General features: G+C 46.1%; 23 protein-coding genes and 1 pseudogene. 17 read left to right on the top strand and 7 right to left on the bottom strand.

Going from position 1 to position 25,417, the window contains the following annotated elements; translation table 11 throughout:
* Positions 1–115: 115 nt before the first annotated feature.
* The gene (locus KO518_RS14270) at positions 116–1,036 is read left to right on the top strand and encodes a sialate O-acetylesterase (protein WP_216026469.1); all 921 of its coding nucleotides are present in this window, start codon (positions 116–118) and stop codon (positions 1,034–1,036) included.
* Between the two features lie 22 nt (positions 1,037–1,058).
* Here KO518_RS14270 and KO518_RS14265 read toward each other — a convergent pair whose 3' ends face one another.
* On the bottom strand, positions 1,059–1,805 hold the full coding sequence (locus KO518_RS14265; RefSeq protein WP_216026468.1) for a YciK family oxidoreductase: 747 nt from the start codon (positions 1,803–1,805) through the stop codon (positions 1,059–1,061).
* A 292-nt stretch (positions 1,806–2,097) separates the two neighbouring features.
* Here KO518_RS14265 and KO518_RS14260 point away from each other — a divergent pair, with 292 nt between their 5' ends.
* The 5 genes from KO518_RS14260 to KO518_RS14240 all read left to right on the top strand — a co-directional run bounded on the left by KO518_RS14260 (position 2,098) and on the right by KO518_RS14240 (position 8,109).
* Positions 2,098–4,698, top strand: coding sequence for a VolA/Pla-1 family phospholipase (locus KO518_RS14260; protein WP_216026467.1), 2,601 nt, complete (start codon positions 2,098–2,100; stop codon positions 4,696–4,698).
* 189 nt (positions 4,699–4,887) lie between these two features.
* Positions 4,888–5,916, top strand: a complete 1,029-nt coding sequence (gene sohB / locus KO518_RS14255) for a protease SohB (RefSeq protein ID WP_216026466.1) — start codon at positions 4,888–4,890, stop codon at positions 5,914–5,916.
* Positions 5,917–5,929: 13 nt separating this feature from the next.
* Positions 5,930–6,556, top strand: coding sequence for a TetR/AcrR family transcriptional regulator (locus tag KO518_RS14250; RefSeq protein ID WP_216026465.1), 627 nt, complete (start codon positions 5,930–5,932; stop codon positions 6,554–6,556).
* A 30-nt stretch (positions 6,557–6,586) separates the two neighbouring features.
* Complete coding sequence (locus KO518_RS14245) at positions 6,587–7,351, top strand: Nif3-like dinuclear metal center hexameric protein (RefSeq protein WP_216026464.1); 765 nt, start codon at positions 6,587–6,589, stop codon at positions 7,349–7,351.
* A 5-nt stretch (positions 7,352–7,356) separates the two neighbouring features.
* Entirely contained in the window at positions 7,357–8,109 is a 753-nt protein-coding gene (locus tag KO518_RS14240; protein ID WP_216026463.1) for a methyltransferase domain-containing protein, read from the top strand.
* A gap of 12 nt (positions 8,110–8,121) precedes the next feature.
* Here KO518_RS14240 and KO518_RS14235 read toward each other — a convergent pair whose 3' ends face one another.
* The gene (locus tag KO518_RS14235; protein ID WP_216026916.1) at positions 8,122–9,135 is read right to left on the bottom strand and encodes a 2-hydroxyacid dehydrogenase; all 1,014 of its coding nucleotides are present in this window, start codon (positions 9,133–9,135) and stop codon (positions 8,122–8,124) included.
* 138 nt (positions 9,136–9,273) lie between these two features.
* Between KO518_RS14235 and KO518_RS14230 the strand changes: the two genes are divergently transcribed.
* Positions 9,274–10,134, top strand: a complete 861-nt coding sequence (locus tag KO518_RS14230; RefSeq protein ID WP_216026462.1) for an NAD(P)-dependent oxidoreductase — start codon at positions 9,274–9,276, stop codon at positions 10,132–10,134.
* Here KO518_RS14230 and KO518_RS14225 read toward each other — a convergent pair.
* Positions 10,114–11,805, bottom strand: coding sequence for a response regulator (locus KO518_RS14225; RefSeq protein WP_216026461.1), 1,692 nt, complete (start codon positions 11,803–11,805; stop codon positions 10,114–10,116). The two genes, KO518_RS14230 and KO518_RS14225, sit on opposite strands and share 21 nt — an antisense overlap.
* A gap of 236 nt (positions 11,806–12,041) precedes the next feature.
* Here KO518_RS14225 and KO518_RS14220 point away from each other — a divergent pair, with 236 nt between their 5' ends.
* The 3 genes and pseudogenes from KO518_RS14220 to KO518_RS14215 all read left to right on the top strand — a co-directional run bounded on the left by KO518_RS14220 (position 12,042) and on the right by KO518_RS14215 (position 14,045).
* Positions 12,042–13,163 carry an enoyl-CoA hydratase/isomerase family protein gene (locus tag KO518_RS14220; RefSeq protein WP_216026460.1) on the top strand — a complete coding sequence of 374 codons (1,122 nt, stop codon included), beginning with the start codon at positions 12,042–12,044 and terminating at the stop codon, positions 13,161–13,163.
* Between the two features lie 12 nt (positions 13,164–13,175).
* Positions 13,176–13,346: pseudogene (locus KO518_RS20260) on the top strand (putative RNA methyltransferase); the annotation flags it as partial.
* A gap of 84 nt (positions 13,347–13,430) precedes the next feature.
* Complete coding sequence (locus tag KO518_RS14215; RefSeq protein WP_216026459.1) at positions 13,431–14,045, top strand: methyltransferase domain-containing protein; 615 nt, start codon at positions 13,431–13,433, stop codon at positions 14,043–14,045.
* A gap of 47 nt (positions 14,046–14,092) precedes the next feature.
* Here the strand turns inward: KO518_RS14215 and KO518_RS14210 are convergent, their stop codons facing one another.
* Positions 14,093–15,616, bottom strand: a complete 1,524-nt coding sequence (locus KO518_RS14210; protein WP_216026458.1) for a DUF3413 domain-containing protein — start codon at positions 15,614–15,616, stop codon at positions 14,093–14,095.
* Positions 15,617–15,625: 9 nt separating this feature from the next.
* A complete protein-coding gene (locus KO518_RS14205) occupies positions 15,626–15,841 on the bottom strand; it encodes a DUF1414 domain-containing protein (protein ID WP_216026457.1) in 216 nt (71 codons plus the stop codon).
* Positions 15,842–15,993: 152 nt separating this feature from the next.
* On the opposite strand from KO518_RS14205, the gene yejK reads away from it, so the two are divergent.
* From yejK to KO518_RS14190, 3 genes are all read left to right on the top strand, one after another.
* Positions 15,994–17,064 carry a nucleoid-associated protein YejK gene (gene yejK / locus KO518_RS14200; protein WP_216026456.1) on the top strand — a complete coding sequence of 357 codons (1,071 nt, stop codon included), beginning with the start codon at positions 15,994–15,996 and terminating at the stop codon, positions 17,062–17,064.
* 141 nt (positions 17,065–17,205) lie between these two features.
* Positions 17,206–18,081 carry a 6-carboxytetrahydropterin synthase gene (locus KO518_RS14195; RefSeq protein WP_216026455.1) on the top strand — a complete coding sequence of 292 codons (876 nt, stop codon included), beginning with the start codon at positions 17,206–17,208 and terminating at the stop codon, positions 18,079–18,081.
* A complete protein-coding gene (locus KO518_RS14190) occupies positions 18,072–18,893 on the top strand; it encodes a M23 family metallopeptidase (protein ID WP_371742333.1) in 822 nt (273 codons plus the stop codon). The genes KO518_RS14195 and KO518_RS14190 overlap by 10 nt, the downstream gene beginning before the upstream one ends.
* Before the next feature lie 33 nt (positions 18,894–18,926).
* Here the strand turns inward: KO518_RS14190 and KO518_RS14185 are convergent, their stop codons facing one another.
* On the bottom strand, positions 18,927–20,690 hold the full coding sequence (locus KO518_RS14185) for a M61 family metallopeptidase (protein WP_216026454.1): 1,764 nt from the start codon (positions 20,688–20,690) through the stop codon (positions 18,927–18,929).
* 117 nt (positions 20,691–20,807) lie between these two features.
* Between KO518_RS14185 and KO518_RS14180 the strand changes: the two genes are divergently transcribed.
* The 4 genes from KO518_RS14180 to KO518_RS14165 all read left to right on the top strand — a co-directional run bounded on the left by KO518_RS14180 (position 20,808) and on the right by KO518_RS14165 (position 24,261).
* Positions 20,808–21,482, top strand: coding sequence for a PilZ domain-containing protein (locus KO518_RS14180; protein WP_216026453.1), 675 nt, complete (start codon positions 20,808–20,810; stop codon positions 21,480–21,482).
* A 24-nt stretch (positions 21,483–21,506) separates the two neighbouring features.
* The gene (locus KO518_RS14175) at positions 21,507–21,968 is read left to right on the top strand and encodes a DUF962 domain-containing protein (protein WP_216026452.1); all 462 of its coding nucleotides are present in this window, start codon (positions 21,507–21,509) and stop codon (positions 21,966–21,968) included.
* 156 nt (positions 21,969–22,124) lie between these two features.
* Positions 22,125–23,198 carry a histidine kinase gene (locus KO518_RS14170; protein WP_216026451.1) on the top strand — a complete coding sequence of 358 codons (1,074 nt, stop codon included), beginning with the start codon at positions 22,125–22,127 and terminating at the stop codon, positions 23,196–23,198.
* Positions 23,199–23,433: 235 nt separating this feature from the next.
* Positions 23,434–24,261, top strand: a complete 828-nt coding sequence (locus KO518_RS14165) for a LytTR family DNA-binding domain-containing protein (protein ID WP_216026450.1) — start codon at positions 23,434–23,436, stop codon at positions 24,259–24,261.
* Positions 24,262–24,312: 51 nt separating this feature from the next.
* Here KO518_RS14165 and KO518_RS14160 read toward each other — a convergent pair whose 3' ends face one another.
* Entirely contained in the window at positions 24,313–25,311 is a 999-nt protein-coding gene (locus KO518_RS14160; RefSeq protein WP_216026449.1) for an ATP-dependent 6-phosphofructokinase, read from the bottom strand.
* Positions 25,312–25,417: the final 106 nt, after the last annotated feature.

The following is a 25,417-nucleotide window of genomic DNA, read 5'->3' as shown; positions in this document are numbered from 1 at the left end:
TAAAAAGCCGCGCCGAGCGCGGTTTTTTATTGTTCGCAAGGTGGGAATGTAAGTCGTCCTTGCAACGTTGACTTCAAGCACATTAGTATATTCCTTGGCCAACCGAGGATAATTCATGTTGAAGAGAAAGAAAGTACACCGTGCAATTTTTACCTTTTTGTTAGCCGTTACAAGTCTCGTCTGTCACGCGAAAACCTTTGACGTATATTTCTTGGGCGGACAATCGAACATGGAAGGGTACGGGTATTCTAAAACCCTAGAGCCTCTGTTAAGGGAGCCGTCTTCAGAAATATACCTTTTTACGGGCAACCCTGCTAATGATGATGACCGAAGGGGCGGGGCCGGTGTGTGGGCGCCGCTGCAGCCTGGTACAGGTGTGGGTTTTAAGTCCAATGGGCGAGTAAGTTTGTACAGCGATCGATTTGGTCCAGAGGTATCATTCGGGCACACTATTGATCATCTAAGTGAAAACCGACATATCGCTATTATTAAATATGCAAAGGGTGGTTCGGGCCTGGCTGAAAACACAGGACATGGCAGTTGGGATCCGTACTACAATAAAAAACAAGGTATAAATCAGTTCGATCACTTCCTTACAACGGTCAGACAGGCATTCGAAGAACAGGATATTGATTTAGATGGTGAGCTAGATACGCTGTTGCCAGCGGGTATTGTATGGATGCAGGGCGAAGCAGACGCATCGGCTGGTAAAAAAGTAGCTATGGCTTACGAAAAAAATCTAATGCAGATGATGAAGCTTATCAAGGCGGCACTAAGGAATGACAGCATCCCCGTTATTATTGGTAAAATAACCGATTCCGGGGTGGACAACAGTAGCAATAAAATGCCCTACATCGATGAAATTCATCGCGCTCAAAAAGCATTTGTTGATAACGACATCTGTGCAGCTTATGTCACGGTGTTGGAAGACGAGCCGCACATTGCCGACGGTTGGCACTACACGTCCAAAAGCTATGTTAAACTAGGGGAAGCATTCGCTCAGGCGATGTGGTCGTTAAAAACCACATGCCCATAATGATCTGTTTAGCGGCCAGCAGTTATTTGGGCTGACAATCAAGGGTTTGACCATTGACCTTACTGCTGTCTTCGCCCATAAGATATAAATACAGTGGCATGATATCAGCTGGCGTTTTTAAAGATTTCGGGTCTTCAGCAGGGTAAGCGCTGGCGCGCATATTGGTACGGGTCGCTCCAGGGTTGATGCAGTTAAATCTTACTCCACGATTTTCATATTCACAGGCAAGTACTTGCATCATGCCTTCAGTAGCAAACTTTGACACACTGTAAGTTCCCCAAAACGCTCTTCCTTTGCGGCCAACGCTGGACGTCGTAAAAATCACCGAGGCCTGTTTTGCGCGTTCAAGAGCAGGAAGTAAAGCCTGAGTCATAAAAGCAGCGGCATTGACGTTGATTTGCATGACATCCAGCCATTCGGTATCGGGAATATCTTTAAACACACTTAGATGTCCAAGCATAGAGGCATTGTGCAGCAGACCATCTAAAGCACCAAACTGATCGATAATACTCTGGGCCATATCCTGATAATTTCTCAATGTAGCGCCTTTTAAATCCAATGGGACTATCGCGGGTTGCGCGCCTCCGGCACTGACAATTGCGTCATAAATCTGTTCCAGTTTTTTGACGGTTTTTCCCAACAGTATACAGGTAGCGCCGTGGGCCGCGTATGTTTTGGCTGCTTGTGCGCCTATGCCGTCACCTGCACCTGTGATGAGTATGGTTTTATTGACGAGTAAGTTGGCTGGTGCTTGATAGGGATGTGACATTTGCGGTTTTCCTTGCAGCAATAAGACGGAAAATAGATAAAAGGAATGGCGATCATACTTGTGATTATTAGTTTGTAAACTATTGTCGTAGAGCGACAGTTAGAAAAAAATTAATTTACGAAAAGTTAACAAACCTTTGCAAATTTGCAATAAAGCCAATAATATTAAGCTATATACAACTGGTCATACTTGTTTAATTTTTGTATTCCTGCCCATTAACGGGCCAATTATTAGACGTATCTGAATGGTCTTTACCAGACAATAACAACAAAGCATTAGTAAGGGAGATAAAATGAGAAAACTCTTTATTAGTACCAGCGTTGCCCTGGCGCTCGGTTTATCGGGTTGCGGTGGCTCCAATGAAACAATGGATGATATACAAGCGGACACACCTGTTCAAACGCCCTTCTCCCGTATTGTATTCGACCCGGCAGAAGGTAATTTGAATGTACCTAACGACCTTCTTATGTTACCGGGAGATGACGGTTTTTTTGACTACACTATCAACATTCCAGTAGACGACCCGACAGATTTTACCGACCCTCAAAATGCGCTTAATGTGTTGGATGGCTGGTCTACGCAACAACCGTTTGTTATCGACGTCGATACGCCTAGCGGCGTTTCATTAGATGCCTCTACATTGTCTGCCGGAGTGTTGCTATTTGAAGCAACGCTTGGTCTTGACCAAAGTGATCCTGATTGTGCCAGTGCCGAAATTCCATCCTCTGGTTGCAAAGTCGGTGATCAACTACAGTACGGTGTTGATTATGTACTAACATTAGTTGATGACGACACCATTTCTGTGGTGCCGCTAAAGCCACTTAAACCTGCTTCCGGCTATATGTTAGTAATGACCACTGACCTTAAAGATAGCAGTGGGAAAGGTGTCAGAGGCTCCAGTTCGTGGGAGCTAGCCCGCCAGGACATTAACACAGCACCTTTGAGTTCGGATTCTCAGCTCTTGTTACAAGGCTTGGTAAACTCCCTCGTTGCCCCGATTACAGCATTGGGTTACGAGCGTGAGGACATTTCATACGTTTCAGCATTTACCACACAAAGTACTGATGTATCGTTACAATCAATTAAAAAATTGATGGTAGCAGAATATGCGGCTCGCGCGGCTGCCGGTGACCCGACCGCTGCCCAGGCACTTCCCGTGGTCACAGTTTCAGATGCCAGTGGAGCAAGTAATGCTATGGAAGCGCTCGGGTTAGTGAGCGATACAACGTTGACCGGTGCGGTTCAACTTGGTATTGCCAGTCTGCCAGATGAATTAAGTGCCTTTGCTCCTACAATTCAGGCAACCCTTGAAGCAGGTGGTTTTGATAGCTTAAAAACCTGCGCAGGGCTGACCGCTACTGCGAGGGGGGACCTGGCGGCCAATTGGGGGGCGTTAAATGATTTTGCTGTTGGTGTTTCCACAGGTATCCTTGCTCAGGCCGGGCCGTTCTGTGCAGCCCAGCGTTTCGAAGGCAATATAACTTTACCCTATTATCTAGCATCACCTTCTGAGGAAAATCCCTCAGCGCCGAAGAGCGAATTTTGGGAAGCTGCCTGTGACAGCGGCATAATCTTAGGCGCATTACCCGCAGAAACACTGGCTGCTGCAACGCCTGGACCCAATGCGGAACTGTGCAGTCAACTCGGTTTAGCAGATTTGCGCATTGGCGGTCAAATGATCGATAGTAAGCGCAATATAACCAAATTTAATCCGATACCCGAAGTTAAGAGTGTGCAAGACCTCGACGTACAGATAACCATTCCGGATCCATCCGTCGCCGCATTGCTGGGCAGAACCATAGCACAACCCGATGCGGGCTGGCCGGTGGCTATATTGATGCACGGTATTACCAGTAAGAAAGAAGATATGCTTGCAATAACGGGTGCCTTGTCTCTGGCTGGCATTGCCACTGTTTCGATCGATCATCCATTACATGGCAGTCGTGGCTTTGATGTCGACATGGACGGCGTAGACGATATTAATGCGACATCGGTATCTGCAACAGATTACATGAATCTCCAGGTTCTGCCTGTTGCCCGTGACAATGTTCGTCAGAGCGTGTCCGATTTACTCGGCTTAAGACTAGGCCTGAACGTAATCAATGATCAATCAACGCGAATGGCAGCCGACTTTGATATGAGTCGCGTTTATTTTATGGGTGTATCATTGGGCGCTATTACTGGCGTAGATTTCAATGCCGTGGCCAATAGTTCAATGGGGGGCGAACTAGCTGTCCTTGATAGTTTGTATACTGTTCAGGCTGCATCTTTGGAGTCACCGGGTGGCGGTTTGGCGCAATTCTTAATTGAATCACCGACCTTTGGCCCATTGATAAAAGGCTTGTTACTTTCTCAAGCATCAGAAGAATTCCAAACTCTTCTGGTACAACTTTACGACACCACTGAAGTAACACAAGCGCAATTGGTTGCGGCAGTGGATGCGTTTTATGCCAATGCCACAGAAGAACAACTGGCAACAGTGCAGGCGGTTTTTAATGAATTTGCGTTTGCTGCTCAGTCGGTCCTAGACGCTGCCGATGCAAATAATTACGGAGCACTGCTGGGAAGTAATACTGCGGTGCATATGATGACGGTTGTTGGGGACGGTGGAGAAACCAACCTGCCGGATCAGGTTATTCCGGTAACCACGGGTATTCCATTGTCCGGTCAGCAGTCTTTAGCGGGCATTATCGGGCTGGAGCAAGTAAGCACCACCACAACGGGTGATGATGTGTCCGGGCTGGTGTTGTTTACAGAAGGAGCCCACGCGTCGAGTCTCAACCCAGCTGCTAGTCAGGCTACCACCACGGAAATGCAAACGCAGGTTGCATCCTTCTTGTCTTCCGGTGCTACTGTATTACCAGTCACCAATACGGGCGTGGTGAAGAATTAAACATATCGGGTGGAAAAGGCCGGGCATTCCGGCCTTTTTTGTGTCTGCACTGTGGTGCGGTGTCGTCAGTACACACAAACACTGGTAGTATAAGCCGGTTTAAACAACGCTGGGGGAAATCTATGATAATAGCTCGTCCTTGGCGTACTCATTGGGTGATGCCCAAAGCGACATAATCAGGAGAGTAATTTGGAGTTTATTTACGATTACGGGCTGTTTCTTGCGAAAGCTATTACCCTTGTCATTGCATTGGTTGTTGTGCTTGTAGCAGTCGTTGGCGTAGCCAGCAGACAAAAACCTGGTAAAGGGCAACTTGAAATTGTGTCCATTACTGAGCAACTGAACGAAGTGAAACATTATGCACACTCAGTTTTGCTCGATAAAGCTGCGCAAAAAATGCTGGCAAAGGAACAAAAGAAAGAAGCGAAGCAGAAAAAACGAGATATAAAAGACCACGCCGATGAGACTAAGTCGCGTTTGTTCGTTGTGGATTTCGTAGGCTCTATGGATGCTCATGAAGTTGACCGTTTACGGGAAGAAATCACTGCCATCCTCAGTATCGCTGCCCCTCAGGATGAAGTATTGGTGCGTCTGGAAAGTGGCGGCGGCGTAGTTCATGGATACGGCCTGGCAGCATCTCAGTTACAAAGAATAAAGGAAAAAGGGCTGAAGCTTACGATCGCAGTTGATAAAGTCGCTGCAAGTGGGGGCTACATGATGGCTTGTGTTGCAGATCATCTGTTATCTGCGCGTTTTGCCTACATCGGCTCAATTGGCGTGTTGGCTCAGATCCCCAATGTGCACAAGTTGCTAAAGAAGCACGATGTTGATTTTGAACAACACACGGCAGGTGACTACAAACGTACACTTACTGTATTTGGAGAAAACACCGAAGAAGGTCGAGAGAAATTTAAACAGGACTTGCAGAGCATTCACAAGCAATTTAAAGACTGGGTGCAATCTCAGCGAGAGAAACTCAATATCGACCAGGTGGCGACAGGCGAAGTTTGGCTTGGAAGTGAAGCCTTGGAAAAAGGACTGGTAGATGAATTGATGACCTCTGATGATTATATTATGTCTCACCATCCTGCCCGTGAGATCTATGCTGTGAAATACAGTACAAAGAAAAACATGGCTGAGAAATTGGGCATATCGGTTTCAACGGCCGTTGAGCGCAGCGTTACCGGCCTTTTATCTAAAGCGCGATTCTGGTTTTGATGTCCTGGTAGTTATGGCAAAAGAAACAAAAATTCGAATACTCGACGCCGCGGAAGTGCTGTTCGCAGAGCAGGGGTATGCGCAAACATCTATGCGAAATATTACCGCCAGAGCTGATGTCAACCTGGCCTCTGTGAATTATCATTTCGGTAGCAAGAAGAACTTGATTCAGCATGTTCTTAAGCGCTACTTTGATGTACTAATGCCACAAATTGACAGTGTTATTGCGGAACTTCCTGCTCAACGTGGTGCCATCGGTGTGGAAACCGTATTGTTATCCCTGGTTCCGCCAATGATGACATTGTCTGAACTCAGGCCTAACGGAACAGAACGTTTTGTGCAGTTGTTAGGGCGAGGCTATACGGAAACACAGGGCCATTTACGACGTTTCATTATGACGGGGTATGGCGCGACCGTCGTCAGGTTGATGGACGCGATTCACTGTTGCTTGCCCGACATCGCCGATGATGAACTGTTCTGGCGTACCCATTTCGCGATGGGAAGTTTCGTGTTTTCCATGGCCTCAAGTCAGGCACTCACCGAAATTGCAGAAGCAGACTTCGATCAACAGGTATCAATTAAAGATGTGATCCTGCACATGGTACCATTCATGGCCAACGGAATTGCAGGCTCACGCTAATTAGACAATTTACTCGCTCAGGTTATCGCTATGTCCATTTGTAGAAATACACTTATCAACTACCTCGCAGGCGAACTAAAATCTGCGGACATTCAGGATTATGCACCCAACGGTCTGCAAGTAGAGGGCAATAAAGAGGTATCCCGTGTTGTCACTGGAGTGACAGCTTCGCAGGCCCTTATAGATAGCGCAGTGGAATTAAATGCAGACACGATCCTGGTTCATCACGGCTATTTTTGGAAAGGTGAAAATCCAACAATTACTGGCATTAAAGGACAAAGAATACGCACGTTACTGCAGAACAATATTAATTTGCTGGCTTACCATTTACCTGTTGATGTTCATCCTCAGTGGGGAAATAATGTTCAACTTGGCACATTGTTGGGGTTGCAACAACTGACTCCATTATCAGGCGTGAAACCAACGGGTATTATTTATACTGGTAAGCTCGCCGCGGAAACCCAAGCCATTCACTTTGCTAGTCATATAGAAAAGGCACTTAATCGCGAGGTTGTTCACGTACCTCATGAAGGCAGCGAAACCATTTCAACGGTTGCTTGGTGCACTGGCGGCGGGCAAGGTTACATCGAAAAAGCTGCGGAACAGGGTTTTGATGCTTTCATCAGTGGTGAGATTTCTGAACAAACCACACACATTGCCCGGGAAGCCGGTATTCACTATATCGCTGCAGGTCATCATGCTACGGAGCGCTATGGTATAAAAGCATTAGGTGAGCATCTTGCGGCGTCGATGGGTCTGGATGTTACCTTTGTAGACATTGACAATCCGGCGTAATTGGCATGAAAGCAACAGATCAATACTTCGATGGTATTGCCGAAAAATTTGCGCGCAATATCTACGGCACTACTAAGGGGCGACTTCGTCATCTGTTATTACTTGAAGTACTAACGCCTTATTTAGACAATAGAACGCCCATGAAAGTAGCCGACATCGGTGGCGGCACTGGTATCATGAGTAAGGCCATCGCCGATTTTGGGCATTGCGTCCACTTATTCGATGCCTCAGAAGACATTCTCAGTCTAGCCCAGGAGTTTGTCAGTGACGATGAGAATATTCAGGTGTTTCTTGCCAATATCCAACATATAGAAAATTTATCGACGTATGATTTCGTGGTATGCCATGCGGTTTTGGAATGGTTAGCAGCACCGTTAGATACGCTTGCCGGGATTTACCATAAAATGAAGCCAGGCGCACGCTTAAGCCTGAGTTTCTTTAATAAGGACGCCGCTCTTTTTGGCAACGCCCTTTATGGAAACTTTGATTATATTGCCAAAGGAATGAAAGTGAAAAATCAGGTGCGGTTAAACCCCAACAACCCACTGAGCCCGCAAATCGTTTTGTCGAGTGCCCGTGATATGGGTTTTGACGTTGAGCGAATCAGTGGCATACGCTGTTTTCACGATTACATGAAAGAAAAACAACTTTCTGACGAACAGTTTTCGCAACTCCTTGCTCTTGAAAAAAACTACATGGAAGCGGAGCCCTACTGTTGGTTGGGAAAATATATGCACTTTATGCTTAAAAAAATATAAGTAATTAAGTAGTTACGATGGTACGGCTTTTGGTGGCAGTACTAAAAACGAGTTTGTTGTGGCTTCGTCGTTATGCCAAGCGCTTATATTACTTAAGGTTGTGGAGCTAATTTGTGACAAGGCTTCCTGAGTGAAAAATCCCTGGTGTCCCGTTATGAGTACATTGTGAAACGTCGCCAGGCGTTCGAATATATCGTCTTGAATAATCTCGCAGGAATGGTCTTTAAAGAACAATTCAGATTCCATCTCATATACATCCAATCCAAGATATCCGATTTTGTGTGATTTAAGACCATTAATAAGGGCGTGGGTATCAGTCAATCCACCACGAGATGTATTGATGAGCATAACCCCATTTTTCATTTTGTTAATTGTTTCGTCGTTAATGAGGTGATAACTGTCTTTATTTAGAGGACAATGCAAACTGATAATATCCGATTGTGACAGCAGAGTATCTAAGTCCGTATAGCGAGCGCCTGATTTTTGTAGAAGCTTGTCAGGATAAGGGTCTACACAGAGCACGTGACAACCAAAGCCCATGAGGATCCGCGCCGTTGCTCTGCCTATATGTCCGGTGCCTATTATACCCACGGTTTTTCCTGCCATATTAAACCCCAGCAAACCATTTAAATTGAAGTTTCCGTCTTTTACTCGGTTGTATGCTTTGTGCATTTTACGATTGAGGGTAAGCATGAGAGCAACTGCGTGTTCAGCAACTGCTTCCGGCCCGTACGCCGGTACGTGAGAAACCGCAACACCGAGGCGTTTAGCCGCGTCTAAATCTACGTTGTTATAGCCGGCACAGCGAAGGGCTATATGGTAAACACCACTCTCAGCGAGTTTTGCGATAACGTCAGCGTTTACATCGTCATTGACAAAGACGCAGATGACATCGAGGTTGTCACATAGTGATACTGTCTTTGTGTTAAGTGCGACGGGAAAGTACTGGATTTCCAGTGTGTCATCTGCCTCTGCGCTGATGGCTTTTTCCTCGTAAGGCTGAGCACTAAAGACACCGAGTTTTATAGCCATGTAGGGGATCCTTAAAGTAATAGAAAGTGCGAATGCCATTTACGACACTGTTTTGCGTGGAAATATTGACACCGCAATAACGCTGAATTTGTTATCATGAGACTACCTTAACCTTTCTTCTTTGAGAATATAATGTCAGTAAAAAAAGTCACTTTTCTCGGGCTCGGTGTAATGGGTTATCCCATGGCCGGTCACCTTAAAAAAGCCGGTTATGACGTGGTGGCGTATAACCGCACAAAACAAAAAGCAGTTGCATGGCAGGAGGAGTTTGGCGGCGATATTGAGGAGGATGTCTGTGCTGCAGTAGAAGGCGCTGATGTAGTATTCATGTGTGTGGGCAACGACAACGACGTGCAAGATGTGGCAAGTAAGGCTATCAGTGCCATGCCGGAAAACGCCATACTCGTTGATCACACTACCGCATCAGCAGAGCTTGCCAGAGCACTTCACGAGCAGTGCAGCGCCAGGTGCCTCGGCTTTTTGGATGCGCCAGTGTCGGGCGGCCAGGCCGGCGCGGAAAAGGGCGAACTCACCATTATGGTAGGTGGCGACGAACCTACATTTGAAAAAGTCAAATCCGTTATGGACGCTTACGCGAGACACAGTCAACGATTAGGCGATGCCGGGAGTGGTCAGTTGGCGAAAATGATGAATCAAATCTGTATCGCCGGTATCGTACAAGGTTTGTCTGAAGCTTTACACTTTGGGCAAAAAGCCGGGTTAGACTGCACTGCCGTGGTAGATGTTATTTCCAAAGGTGCCGCGCAATCATGGCAGATGGACAATAGGGCCGCGACCATGTTAGCAGGTAAATACGATTATGGTTTTGCCGTGGACTGGATGAGAAAAGATCTCGCTATTGCTTTGGATGAAGCGAGAAAAAATGGTGCCACACTGTCACTGACTGCACTGGTTGATCAATACTATGCGGATGTACAAAAATCAGGTGGTGGCAGATGGGATACTTCCAGTTTACTGACCCGTCTGCACTGAATCTGGCTCTGAGGCAACAGCAGGCGCTGATTCACCTGGCCCACTGTCTAATGTGGCTTTAGCGAGAAAATAATCGCTATCTTTTTCTGCTTGTAATCGAAGCTGTCGCAACCGTTTGTGGTTACTTTCACTGTCTGCATTGTGAGAAAGCCGCTGCAATAAGAAAGCAACGGTGTACGTTCGGTATGCTGGATGGCGGCTTTCCAGCATGCACTGCAGCAAGTTGAGTCCGAATGCATGGATGTGAGGAGACATCTGATATGCTTGATAGAAATAATACATTGCGCGAACATAGTCTTTGGCGATAAACATGCGCATACCTGTGTCGTTTAGTTCAAGGGCCCGCTCTTCTTGCATTCCCATTGCTTTTTCTGTTGTGGTGAGAACACTTTCATTTGACGTTTGCGCAGACATATCGTCGTCAAACTGGTTTTTTTCGTGAGCCATTGCCAATAGCTCTTTGGCTTTCTCCGTGTTACCAAGGACGTTGTGGGTTTTCGCCGCAACAATGAGAGTAGAGGCGTCGGTGCGAAGCAGGGCATCCATGTGATCTTGAGACAGGTACTGCTGTGCTTTGTCGTAATCTCCCTCCAATGAAGCAACGTAGGCGAGCATATAGTCTTTTTTCTGTGTTTGCTGATGATCGCCCTGATTGCGTCCGGCTATGCCAATGAGTTTTTTTGATTGTTGCAGACTCTCAGCTCTGTTGGTGTGCGGTTGCTCTTCTGCAATAGACAGATAAAACTCGGCAAGCTCGAACGTGAAGTCGTTGAAGCGATCTCTGGCTGAACGGTTGTAATCTCTTTTTTTCTGCAGTAGATCAATACCCTCAATGATTTTTTCTTGTTTCTGGTAGGTGAGTGATTTAAGTCGCGTGGCTGGCACACTTAATTCACTTGTCTTTATGTGGTCAAGATAAAATTCGGCCTGAGACCAGGCTTGTTGCTCAAAAGAGAGGCAAGCAAGCCATTCGAAAGCTTTGTCTCTGGCCAAACCGTTGTTGAGTAGATCGGTAAGGGCGGTTTTACAGTCGGACCAATTCCCCGCTAAGTACTCACATTTAATTTTTCCCCACTGCGCCCACAACACTTTTTCGGAAACGACGAGTACTGATTCATAAATTGCTTTGGCTTCTTTTATCCTGCCGCTTTGAAACAATATTCTGGCGTGCAGTTTTTGCACATCATTTTTTAACTTAGGCGGTATTTTGCGGGTACTCACCGTAGCCACAAGACTCAAGGCCCCTTTGAGATTGTCATTGTCCAGGGCATGCAACACTTTGGATACAAATCGTCGATAGGTTAGGTAGTGTTCAATGCCTCTGGTCAGTGATGCAATACTATAGGGTTTGATTAGGAGCAAATCGGGCTGTGTATCAATGATTTGTCCGATGGTTTGAGGAAGCCTGTCGGCGGTAATAAATACAATGCCCGTGCTTGGACGAATAAACTGACTTTGCCGTAACTGATGTATCCATTCAACCCCGTTTTTCCCTTCACCAAGGTGGAAATCCATAATGATCAATTCGAAATTTTGCCGTTTGAGTGCCGATTTGAGCTCCGGCCCATTGCTGAAACTACTGATCGTAAAAAGTCCCATGGGCAGCAGGTGACTGCGAATAGAAGAACGGGCTGTGGCGTTGTCCTCTACAATTGCCAGTCGATAAGACATGATGTTCACCGTAATAAACGAATTGAGCATAGACGTGTAAGAACGTCCGGTGTTTAGACGAACTGGGGATTGTACTCCCAAAGCAATCCGGTCAATAGTAATACATATCATCATAACAGTGGTTTAGCATTTCGTCAGGTAAGATTTACAACAGGCAGGGAGATATATCGCTATTGACGTTTACGTAAAGTAAATGGTCCTTTATGGTTAATAAAAACGCGAGAAAAGAGAACCTGATGACAGCCAGTAATGAAGATAAGGTCATTGTCACCGAACATGCTACCGCGTGTGGTGCTTGTTTCGGCCAGTTAACTCTCAATAAGCCAAAGGCGTTGAATGCGCTTGATCTAGAAATGGCTACCACTATGCTCAAAGTGCTACAGCAATGGCAGGACAGGCAGGATCTCCTGTTTGTAGTGATTGACGCTGTCGGTCAACGCGCTTTTTGTGCAGGGGGAGATATCGTTTCCATGTATCGCGCTATGGTGGATCAATGTGAAGGGACACCTGAATTTATTCGCCAATTTTTTACCAAAGAATACGAGTTAGACTTTTCTCTGCACACGTACCCCAAACCCATCGTTGTTTTTGCCGACGGTATTGTTATGGGAGGCGGCATGGGGCTACTAGCCGGTGCGAGTCACAGAGTGGTTACAGAAAATACTACAATGGCCATGCCCGAGATTACTATTGGCTTATTTCCCGATGTTGGAGCCAGTTATTTCTTGCCCCGTTTACCGGGAAATGCGGGACTTTTCCTCGGCTTAACTGCTGCAAAACTCAATGGCGTAGAAGCTTGCTATTTGTCGCTGGCCGATCACATGGTAGCGAGTGCGAGTAAAGAAACACTGTTGCAGAATTGGAAGAATACCGCGTGGGAAATACCTATAACTGACGTGCTTACTGCCACGGTATCTGCATTGAGCAATAATAGGGGGCAGGAAAATCGCGTCGTCCGCTGGCAACCTGCCATAGAAACAGTTTGCGACGGTACCACAGTGAGTGAGGTTGTCAGCCGCATCGGTAAAATAGACAGTGGTGGTGATCAGTGGTTCGACACTGCCAGACATTCGCTTTTTTCAGGTTCAGCCATTAGCGCAGCGATTTTCTTTGAGCAATACAACAGAGGCAAGCATCTTGACCTTGCTGCTTGTTTTCGCATGGAGTTAGATATGGCGTGCCGATGTGCTGAGTATGGTGAACTCCAGGAAGGAATAAGGGCATTACTTATCGACAAGGACAACCGTCCGGCGTGGCGGTTTAACCGTGTCGAAGATGTTCCTGAACAACTTGTTGCTTACTTTTTTGATTCTCCCTGGCGGCAAACAGAGCATCCATTGGCAGGGCTTTCACAATAGAGTCGTGGCTTTATGCCAGGCTATTTGCTACATTTTCGCATTTTGACGGGGGAAATAAAAATGTGGCTATGTCCGCTGTGTGGGGAAGGTCTAAACAGCAACAGCGCGCCTTGGCGATGCTCGAACGGTCACAGTTTCGACATGTCCAGACGTGGGTATGTTAATTTGCTTCCCGTCCACAAAAAAGCGAGCAAAGCCCCGGGCGATAACAAATCCATGATCAGTGCTCGTCGATGCTTTCATGCAAATTGCGGGTTTGCTCCTCTGATGGATAGAATCGCGCAACTGGCAGTTTCCCTCGCGCCGGAAGGCGACGTAATGCTTTACGATGCAGGGTGTGGAGAAGGCGCTTATTTGGCGTTTGTTCGCGAGGCGATGGTGAGCACGAGAAGAAGCGTAAAGGCGGCAGGCAGTGACATTTCGAAAGTCGCCATTGATTTTGCGGCTAAACAAGTTACTGCTGCACAGTTTGTTGTTGCCAGCAGTTTTGACTTGCCAGTTGCAAGTGACACCGCAGATATTATCTTGCAGATATTTGCACCCGGAGATGATACAGAGTTGTGTCGAATACTCAGAAATGACGGAACTGTTATTCACGTGGCCCCGGGCGAAAACCATTTGCTCAGCCTAAAACAGGTAGCATATGACATCCCCAGGCCCCATGCGTTGCCACCTGATCGCCGAAACGGATTAAAGCTGTTGTCTCGGGAGCGGTTGCAATTTACATTGGAACTTGTATCCGTCGAACACGCCATGGCACTGATTAACATGACGCCTTTTACCTGGCGGTTCAGTGAAGCCCAAAAACAATCACTTGCCCAGGAGCTTAATGAGGCCGAAGGGGATTTTGTTATATCAGTGTGGAAAAAAGCAGATAAATAGCCGCATCACACCGCGCCTGATGTACGCGGTGTGAACACAGTCAGCCGTTAATGACTATCGGAAAAATGGGTTAAATGCTTAATAGCCCGACTCAGCAGATCCACATTTAACGGGTCGTTACTGCGCTTTTGCGTAGTTGAATTGGTGATTTCATAATTCCCATTGCTAAGTACTTCAATGATATTGTCACCTTGTGCAACGATAACTTTTTCTCCAGATGTACTTACAAGCCAGTTGCGAGTTGGCGCGAGTAGGTTTTGCCCTGTAGCGTAAAAGTTAGTTGGTGCGTGGCAACCCAACGCATTCAATACCGTTGGCGCTAAATCTTCGGTACTTGCTAATCCGGCTCTAAGATCCAGTGTTGTCAGCAGACTGCCTTTACGGGTAGCTGGTTCAGCACCAAAACCCGTGGCAATGATTATATCGCCATTGGCGATGACATCCTGCGTGAGAAAAGTGCTTATTTTCTTCGCTGGTAAAAAGGCAATATGTAAGCCAGGGTGAGTATTAGTCATTGGTTGTCGATATGCATCCAGCATGCTGGAAGGCAAATCGTCGTCGACATGCATAGATACCGGCATACCTAAACCAACCGGTAAGGCGAGTAAAACGGGGCGTTTGTTTTCCAGTGTGCCCTGGTATATCTCCGGCACGCCAAACAGGGTCGTCATTATCAAGCCTTCAAGTGAAGAGGCTGTTGTGAGGTAATTGTCGATGGTTCGCAAATCAAACTGAGGCAGTGCTCCGAGTTCTGCGTCATCTGTTTGTACCACCAGTGTGAGCGTTCTATTGCTCTCAATATTGCAATAAACCGGTTCTGTGGGGTAAATAATGCGGTGAATTTCCGGGTCAAATTGTAGTTGTTTGCGCTCCTGATAAGTATCAAGGTCAAGCAGGCCGTAACGGGACATGGTGGTCTTCGCGGTGGCAGGATACGAAAGGGGAAACATATTGTCCTGTTTGATAATGGGCTGATATAGCTCCGCATCCGCCCATACGTGAATTGCGTGACTGGCGACAAAACAAGTGAGGAAAAAGCTGGTTACCGGTGTGCCAATTCGATATTGCTGTAATTTGTCAACGCGTTTCCATATAGCATTGGCTAATACCAACTGGAAACCAAACCAAACTAAAAATAGCAGAAGTAAATATAGCCATTGCTGAGCGTCGAAACGGCTTATTTGGGTTTGTGCTTCATTGCGCACTAAATCAGCAGAGCTGAAACTCAAATGAAAACCGGTTTTATTAAACAAAAGCGCGTCGAATGCCATAAGCGCTAGCCCCAGGGCCGCAATGAATGAACCGGCAACTTTAATTACCCGTGTCCGAGTGGCCAAATAGCAAAGTGGCAAAACAAAAATAACAAAACCGGAAAAGGTCATAAAACCAATATGACCAAACCAGTTAAATATCATGTAAATATTGCCCAGAAGTGTGTCCGGAGATGGGGAGGAAAAAATAAATACTGATGCGATGACCATTGCGATGGCGATATTGGCCAGCGCAAACCAGTGCCCCCAGTTAACTAAGCGCGTTACCCGTTGGCGTCGGGGAGATTCGGCTAAAATCATAAATCCGACTTATCCGTTAATACTTTTTACCAACACTGAAGCGAATTGCTCAGCTATTGCTTTGCGATTGTTTGCATCAACCTGCGTATTGAGAATATGGGTAACGACGTTACCTAACACCATGAGTTGCAGGTCTCGATTTGCATTGTTTTCTTCCAAGGTAAAAATCACCTTATTCATTAAGGCTTCGAATTCGGTATCTGAATAACGGCTTTGCTGGGGCATTATAACGCCTTTTTTACTGACTTCTTTATTAAAAAAAGAATGGTTTTTAATTTTAAATGATTATAATCGTTGTAAGTCTGATAACAATCATTCATTCACAAATCCTTCGATTCTGCTGTAAATTCTCAACCTGACAGGACCATACGCTTACTATGAGTGCACTGATTCACCATTTTGTCGTTCACCGACTCGTTGTCAACGATGACGGTAAACTCAACTTGATCCCGCGGAATAATTGTTTAGCAGTGACGCCTGAAATTGAGTCACTTGCCCACCAAATCAACCACAGCTTCAATAGTAAGCCGGGAAAAGGGGTTGGGCATTTCTCAGAAGAAAGTAACCAAACGGAACAGGAAGGAGAGCCTAACAATGAGGCGTTTCGGACTGCGCTACGTGACTATACTCGGGCGCAAGACGAAAAAGTCGATGATCTTGAAGCACGATTTCACCAATTTACCCTCACGTCTTCGGATAGATTAATCAAGGCGCTAGCCGACACAGGGACTGTTGAGACGGGCTTTCTTATTTTTTGCCAGTACGAGTTTTTGGCTACTCAGTATCTGATGATAACCTTGCTGAACACCCGCTCTCATGTGGAAGTTAACCAAGCACTAGAATTAACCGCGCGTGAGCACTTGGATTTGGCCAGGATGCAACTTGCCGTTCGGATCGACCTGACCCAACTAGCCGTTCAGCCTGAGCAAAAACGTTATATCAGCTTTATAAAGGGTCGGATGGGTAGAAAAGTCTCAGATTTTTTTATGGACTTTATTGGCTGTGAAGAGTTAGTGGATGTGAAGCAACAGAACAGACAATTGGTCGCCAGTGTCGATGCCTATCTCGCCAGCGAAAATCTCAACAGAGAGGAACAGCATCAGCACCGCGAAGAAGTGAAATCGTACTTTAAAGAAAAAATAGACAGTGGCGAGAGTGTTTCAATCACCGAACTGTCGGGACGATTGTCCACTGAAGCTGACGAGCAACACAACTTTGCAGCGTTTCTGCAGTCACAGGAAGCGACGCTAGAGGAATCCATACAACCGGATCCGGCGGCGTTGCGTCAGTTGGCAAAGTTTACCGGTCAGGGAGGCGGTGTATCGTTGAGCTTTGAACGAAAACTACTCGGAGACAGGGTTCACTACGATCCTGCCACTGATACACTGACAATAAAAGGTTTACCCCCTAATTTAAAAGACCAGCTAGTCAGACAATCTGGCACTTAACTGGGTTAACGTTTTGCCCTGAGCAAATGGTCAATTTTTTATGGCATATGGTATACAATACACAGGGTGAGCAAAAACCCATCCATTATTTTTGAAATGCGCCGAAAACATGATTTTCGGCTAACGGTACTAAGGCGTTAAATGCAATTATTTGTCAATGATCTTACTGTCATGGATTTTTCCTATCTATGCCCAAAACGGGGAATGGTAGGAGAGAGCTGGATTGTGGATGTTATTTTATCCGGTGACCTCAATGACGAGAGCATGATCCAGGACTTCGGTAAGGTAAAGAAGAATCTTAAGCGATTGATTGATGATTATGTTGATCACAAGCTACTGATACCAGCAGACTATGGCAGCGTAGAAATTGTACACCTAGGCGATGAAGAAATGGTTGACGTGGCATTTCATTGTATCGACGGACGTCTATTTCAATTGTACAGTCCTGCAGAGGCTTATGCCTTTATTTACGGTGAATCGGTAACCATGGACTCTGTGGGCCGATATCTCAAAGAAGTGATAGCCACTCATTTGCCAGAAAACGTGGATAACCTGCTGCTTAATCTGCGCACTGAAGTGATTGAAAGCCCCTATTACCACTATACTCATGGCCTCAAGAAGCACGACGGTAACTGTCAGCGTATCGCCCACGGTCATCGCTCCCGTATCGATGTGTTTCACAATGGCGATATAAATCCTGCGCGGCAGCGATACTGGGCGTCACGCTGGCAAGATATTTATATTGCATCAAGGGAAGACAGTATTGACGTTGCACAACGAAAAGCCAGTGGTAGCGTGCCTCAGGATAGACCATACGCTTGCTATGCCTATGAGGCATCCCAAGGTTATTTTGAAATTACTTTGCCTGAAGATAGCTGCGAGGTTATCACCACAGATTCCACAGTGGAATGTCTTGCTGAATATATTTACAAGCAGGAAAAGCTGGCCAGCCCGGAGGCGGAAATAAAAGTACTGGCCTATGAAGGTGTTGGTAAAGGAGCCCTGATGTGCGATTAGCCGCCATTGTCTTTTTGTTGGTCGCTGCAATATTTTCACCCCGGGACGCACACGCCTCGAATGCTGGAGACCTCGTATTGAACGGGCAGTTTACCCAGGGCAGTCTTTTTCGCGGTCAGGTACCTCCGGATACTCAAGTCAGGTTAGACGGAAAGCTTTTGCAAATTAATTCTCAAGGTAAATTTGTATTTGGTTTTGCCCGCGAAGCTGCGTTAAAACACACATTAACGTGGACATTGGCAGACGGAAGTGAGCATCAACGGGAAATTACTCTGAGTAAACGAGACTATCAGATTCAACGTATAGACGGATTGAAACCCTCTATGGTGTCCCCGCCATCTTCAGTGCTCAAACGCATACGGGATGATAGTGTTCGCGTTGCAAATGCTCGTGCAGGTGTGAGGGATTTCGATGGTGTGTTTACTGGTTTCATCTGGCCGGCAGAAGGCCCAATTACAGGCGTTTATGGCAGCCAGCGTGTATTAAATGGCACACCAAAAACGCCACACTACGGAGTAGATGTCGGAGCGCCCACCGGCACGTCAGTGGTGTCGCCTGCACCGGGCAAAGTTACCCTAGCAAGTGATCTTTACTATAGCGGCAATACGATTATTGTAGACCATGGAATGGGTGCCTTTTCTACCTTCCTGCATTTAAATAGTATGGCGGTTTCTGTGGGTGACGAACTGTCACAAGGGCAAAAAATTGGAGAAATTGGCGCCACAGGAAGAGCAACCGGTCCACACCTGGACTGGCGATTAAACCTGGGCAAAATGCGTCTTGACCCGGCATTACTCGTTCCACGGAGATAGTGTCATCTGCCCCATTTTTAAGGGGCAGATATGTCAGTTGTGTAACCACGCACTAAACGCTGCTTTGTCCTCAATGGTGAAGTAACACGCATCTTGTTGCTCTTGTGTTACCGGTAAGTGTAACAATAGTACCCTACCATCTCTGACAATCGTGAGTTCAACTTCTGACGCGTCAGTCTGATTCAGTAGGCGTTGTAACAGGACATCGGTAACAACCCAACCATTTAAAGCAATAATTTTGTCATTCACTTGTAACCCGGCTGCACTGGCTGCACCACCTTCAAAAACAACTTGCACGGTTACACCGGTATCTGCGTTTTTTACCATGGCGCCCAGCGGGTGTTTCTGATAGGCCGCCGTAGGTGGTTGGCCCCCGCGATCAGACAAGCTGTTTTTGGGCCTGGTGTGCAGACTGATACCAATATCACCAACCCATTCAGCAAGAGGTACATCCTCGGTACCATAGACAACGCGGCCCAGGTAGTCACTGACATCAATACCAAAACTTTGCTGACAAACCCTTTCAATAACATCGTCGGGCGTTCCTGTCTCATTAGCTCCATACTGACGCCACAATTGTTGCATTAGCGTGTCCAACGAGACTTTACCTTGAGATTTTCTGCGTAGTAATAGGTCAAGCCCAAAGGCAATAATGCCGCCTTTGGTATAGTAACTGACAATACTATTCGGCGCGCTGGCATCCTGTTTATAGAATTTTGTCCACGCATCAAAACTGGATTCTGCCACGGATTGTTTAAACCGGCCTTTACTCACCTGTAAACGGGTGAGGTTCTGCGCCACAATTTCGAGGTATTTTTCTGGTGAAATAAGTCCTTTGCGGGCCAGTGTTACATCGTCGTAAAAACTGGTGAAGCCTTCGTAAATCCACAATTGCCTTGTGTACACTTCTGCAGCCAAATTTGGTTTCAACATCACTTCTGGGCGCAGTCGTTTAACGTGCCATGTATGGAAGAGTTCATGGCAACACAAACTTAAAAAAGTAATGTATTGATCGGTTTTAGCTCCGCCTTCCCGTTTCAGTGGTAAATCAAAGCGGGGATAGAGTAGTGCCGTTGAGTGTTTGTGCTCCAAACCGCCAAAGCCTGTGTCGCTAAGCAGGGTTATAAACAAATAGCGCTTTACTGGCGGTGGACCGGGAAAAAGAGAGAGGTGGTGTTCGCAAATCGGCACCATATCCTCGCATATACGGCGAGTGTTAACGGGTGTTGTACCACTGTAGACGAAAGAAAACTCTATGCCCTGAACGGTTGTGCTGTCGTGCACACATTGCCCCATGAAAATGGGGTGGTCAATCAACTCAGCATAGTTTTCACAATAATAATTACCTTGACCTGTTGGCATGCTGGTGTGAATTGACCAGTCGCGCGTTGCATCGGACAGTGAAATGGAAACTTTGCAAGGGGAGTCTTTGAGTTCTGCTACTGATAAAAATACACTGGTACCGTTTACAAAACCATACTCGTCACAGAGGTAAGCAGCGCGGACGGATAGATCAAATGCGTATACGGTGTAATCGACGACGAGAGCACGTTGTCGAGCGTCTACTTGCCACGTTTGCTTGTCGAGTTTTTGAACGTTAACGGTTTCACCATCGACGGTTGTTACTTTTAAGGTAATGATGTTTTTGGCAAAGTCACGAACCATGTAACTGCCTGGGATCCAACTTGGTAAAGTCAGGGTTAGTACCTGTTGCTCACCAGCAGGAATTGCGAGGCGCAAGGAGAAGAGGTGGTCAGCACGGGACTGCACCGAAAGGGTATAATGCAAACAAGTCATTAAAAATCCAAAATTACAACTCAGGTTGATTATCATGCCTGAGAACAAGGATTTTGTCAGCATGGCTAATTGTGGTTATATTGAAGCCATGAGTAGTCACTACAAGAGCATAACCCTATGACCCAAAAGGACGTGCAGAGGTTGTCCAAGACGGATGTTGATATTTTGACGCGCTTATCCCCAGGCACACTGGTAGATTTACAAATTGATACACCCACAGCGCCTCAGCGGCTAAAAACCTATTATGTGGGTACAGATATCCCCAACGGGTTTATTTTTCAGGTGCCCAACACGCATAAGTGGGCCAATATTCGGGATCAACTCGTGGCCGGAAACAACGTAGTGGTGCGGTTCGTTATCGAAGGGGCTGTAGGGCAGGTTATTGCCTTCAAAGTGCCGATTCTAAAGTGCTTTTCCAAACCGATCAGTATTCTTATCACCGGGTTTCCTGACACTATTCAAACCCTGGGGTTGCGCTCAGAACAACGGGCCCAGCCGGGTATTCCTGTCATGGTGAAAATGGAAGAGAAAGAGACTCCTGATACAAAAGGATTGATCCTCGATGTATCCAAAACTGGCTGCAAACTGGCAATTCCGGTCGATGAAGCCAAGAGTGTTCTTGAAATTAACAAAAATATAACATTGGGATGTACATTGGACGGCGAGGACATTAGTATTGCTTGTATGGTGAAAAATGTGTCGCAAGATAAAGGGTATCACTTCTATGGCATACAGTTCGCCATAGAGCAGCCTGCCGTGGAGAGAGTAATCGAGCGTCATATTTTGGCATAAAAATAATAATAGCGGAGCGTACGAATGCGTGAAATAGAACGTCTACTTAATTTGTATAGTGAAAGTCATCAGAACCGGGTCAACGTCGCTATTCATGCGATTGCCGTTCCAGCAATTTATTTGGTTACGCTAGGCCTGTTTTGGAGTATTCCGTTACCTGAATTTATTGCACAAACCGATGTTACCTGGGCACACATAGCAGTGCTGCCTGCTCTTTATTATTACTTTATGCTATCTGGTGTGATCGGTGCGGCAATGACATTACTGACGATAGTGTGTTTTTTAATTATCGAAACGGTGGCTGTAACATCGGTTCCGGTATGGCAGTTTAGTTTAGTTTTGTTTGTCTTTATGTGGGTTTTACAGTTTGTTGGCCACAAAATTGAAGGGAAAAAACCCTCGTTTTTGGATGATCTGCGATTTCTTCTCATTGGACCGGCGTGGTGGTGGACACACTGGCTAAAACGAATGCACATAGGGTATTAATTATTCGTCATACCCGGGCAACGCCGTGGTTTCCCTATGACGCTTGGCGAACTGTTCACGCAGTGCGACCAGGCGTCTTGCCTATACGACCAAGCTAAGAGCGCGTGTATACTTTATGCGTATAATATAATTCCGCTTTGAAATTACGGTAGAAATGTGAGTCGTTGGCAACAGCTTTTTGAAAGTAATGAACGATTATTCTGGGCACTTCACAGTGCTGGATGGGCTGGTTTTGCGCTGGTTTATTACATTGGTTCATTTTTACATGATGTGCGCCCAATATGGGTTTTCATCATTCTTCTCAATGCCTACGCGGGGTGGTTATTAACTATTCCTCTCCGGTTTGTCTTTCGTTGGGCGCGAAAACTATCACCGTTGAAAATGATAGTGACAGTGGTCCTTGCCTGTTATTTAGTCGCATTGGTCTGGGCTGTTGTGAAAAACGTCAACTACTGGGAAATTTACAAACACGGCTACCGCCCTGATGCATGGTACTTATATTTTACGAATACAATCAATTCACTCATTATGGTTGGGTGTTGGAGTGGGCTGTATTTCGGCATAAAAAACTTTCAGATGCTACAAAAAGAAAAGCAGAATGCGTTAAAAGCCAGTACCATGGCGCACCAAGCGCACATAAAAATGTTGCGCTATCAGCTCAATCCCCATTTCTTATTTAACACGCTTAATGCTATCTCCACGCTTATATTGCTCAAGGAAAACGACAATGCTGAAACTATGGTTTCGCGTTTGAGCGATTTCCTGCGCTATTCGTTAGATAATGATCCCATAAAGCGCGTAACCCTCGGGGAAGAAGTTAAAGTATTGAGGTTATATCTTGAAATAGAAAAGGTACGCTTTGACGATCGGCTGGATGTTATATGGGAAATTGATCCAAACTGTGAATCGGCGCTAGTACCAAGTATGATTCTGCAGCCGCTCATAGAAAATGCCATTAAGCACGCCATTTCAAAAATGGAAAATGGCGGGCAAATCGCCATCACCGCCAAAACATTCGGCAATGATCTGTTAATTGATGTTGCTGACAACGGCCCTGGTGCAGATATAAAGGACGGTCAACTTAAGCGAGAAAACGGCGTAGGCCTGGTAAATATCAGAGAGCGTTTGCAATCGCTGTATCAGCGCAACTTCGCATTTTCTGTTGAGCACAATCATCCATCTGGCGTGCGTGTGAGACTGCGGCTGCCCTACGACGTTAAAGATAGTTAAGTCACCTGCTGTGCGGCAGGTTTGATGGAAATATTGTGTATTTACGTTGTAAAACGAAAAAAGCACCCGATATTATGAAAGGAATTCGAAGGCAGTACGGTCATCATGTAAGGTGGAGTAAGTGTATTGCCTTTTCGCGTTGAGTGAAAAAAAGACGGAAGCGATATTGCTCTAATGACGTGTTCCCGGTTTTCTCCTCAGCATTTGTATAGAACAATGAAAAACAGGCTCTAGTATGAGTGAGCAAAAAATAAGAACAGTGGTCGTTGATGATGAACCATTAGCGAGAAAAGGCCTTCGAGCTCGTCTTGAGCGCCATGGCGATATTGACATTATTGCAGAGTGTCAAAACGGCCTGGATGCGGTGAGTACGATTTCCAAAAACAGACCCGATCTTGTTTTCCTCGACATTCAAATGCCGGGGTTGAACGGTTTTCAGGTTATTCATAAGCTGCGAGAGCTAAACCAGCCTATTCCCATGATCATATTTGTCACGGCATACGACAGCTACGCAATAAAAGCTTTTGATATTCACGCCCTGGACTATTTGCTTAAACCCGCAGACGACGCTCGTCTAAGGGAAGCACTTGATAAAGTACGGGAGTATTTCACCACTCAACATCAGGATGAACAATCCCGCAAATTGGTTAATCTGGTCGCTGAACTCACCGGTGACGATTGTGAAGAAATTTTGCGAAAATTGGCTAGCGGTGAAACCATTGAAACAAATCCGTATCCGGAGGTCTTAGCGATAAAGGATGGTTCTGAAGTGACTCGTGTTGCCGTTCAGGATATCCAGTGGATAGACGCTGCGGGGGACTACATGTGTGTGCATGCCCTGGACGGCATGCACATCATGCGGAAAACCATGAAAGAACTTGAGCGGGAACTCAATCCTCAGTGGTTTGTTCGCGTACATCGTTCGGCCATCGCAAATATTCGTTTTGTCAAAAAGCTGGTCAGTCATATTAGTGGTGAATATCATTTAATATTGCAAAATGACACAGAATTAAAAGTGAGTCGTAGCCATCGCGACAAAGTGAAAGCCGCCATGAAAATGTAGAAAAAGCCGGCGAAAAACCGGCTTTTTTGACTTTTTTACAAGGAAATGTTGTTACGCGTAACGGTTGTTGATAAGCATTTTAAGTGTACTAACGGTGCAATTATCCAAGGGCTTTTGTTCTGCCCAAGTATCGGGAAGGCATACCTCTACAGGGTTGCCATTTTTTTCACCTACCATGATTAGGTTGGCAGATGTGCCAATTAAGGTGGCGGCATGTGCGCCGAGTTTCAACGCCAATAAGCGATCTTGTGATACCGGCGAGCCGCCACGCTGAACGTGCCCTAAGATAACAGGGCGTACATCAGTATCGGTTTTCGCTTCCAACTGGGATACGAGACGATTGATACCACCAGGCCATAGATTTTCAGTCAGTACAATGATGTAGCTTACGTTTCCGCGTTGCTCTCTTTTTTCGCTTAACTGCGACAGAATATCCTGTAACGTTGTCTCTTCGCTTTCGAAAAGTTCGGGTAAGATAACGTAGTCTGAGGCAGAAGCCAGGGCACCATTCATAGCGAGAAAACCAGCGTGTCTGCCCATCACTTCAACTAAAAATATGCGCTCGAATGCGTCTGCCGTGTCTCTAACTTTATCGATAGATTGAACCGCAGTTTCGATAGCGGTAAAATAACCGATAGTTGCATCTGTGCCATTGATATCGTTGTCGATAGTGCCGGGTAAACCCAGAATCTGTCCCGACCAAAACTTAGCGAGATGCGCGGCTCCCCGAAAGGATCCATCTCCACCGATGACAATAAGAGTATCAATATCTAGCCATCTGAGGTTTTCAGCCGCTTTTTTTGCCCCATCGTTGGTCTTAAAAGCTTCACATCGGGCGCTGTGTAAAATTGTGCCGCCCCGTTGCGTCAAATTGTGCACCATAGAACTGTCCAATGCTTGATATTCCTGGTTCAACAAACCATTGTAGCCATGCTTGTAACCAACAATACTGTGGCCCTCTCTTTCGCACGCCAAAACAATAGCGCGTATACAGGCGTTCATTCCTGGCGCATCACCACCGGACGTTAATACTGCGACTTTCTTCGACACGAAATAACCTTATCTGCTTGAAGTGGTTTGCAGGGTATTGTAGAGAATATATCGGCCATAAAACAACTTTTTACATATTGTTACTTGTTCATCCGAACCATTATCG

Source organism: Aestuariibacter sp. A3R04 (assembly GCF_018860805.1).
GTDB lineage: Bacteria > Pseudomonadota > Gammaproteobacteria > Enterobacterales > Alteromonadaceae > Alteromonas.
The sequence above is the reverse complement of the archived record's forward strand: the minus strand, read 5'-3'. Positions and strand labels throughout refer to the sequence as shown.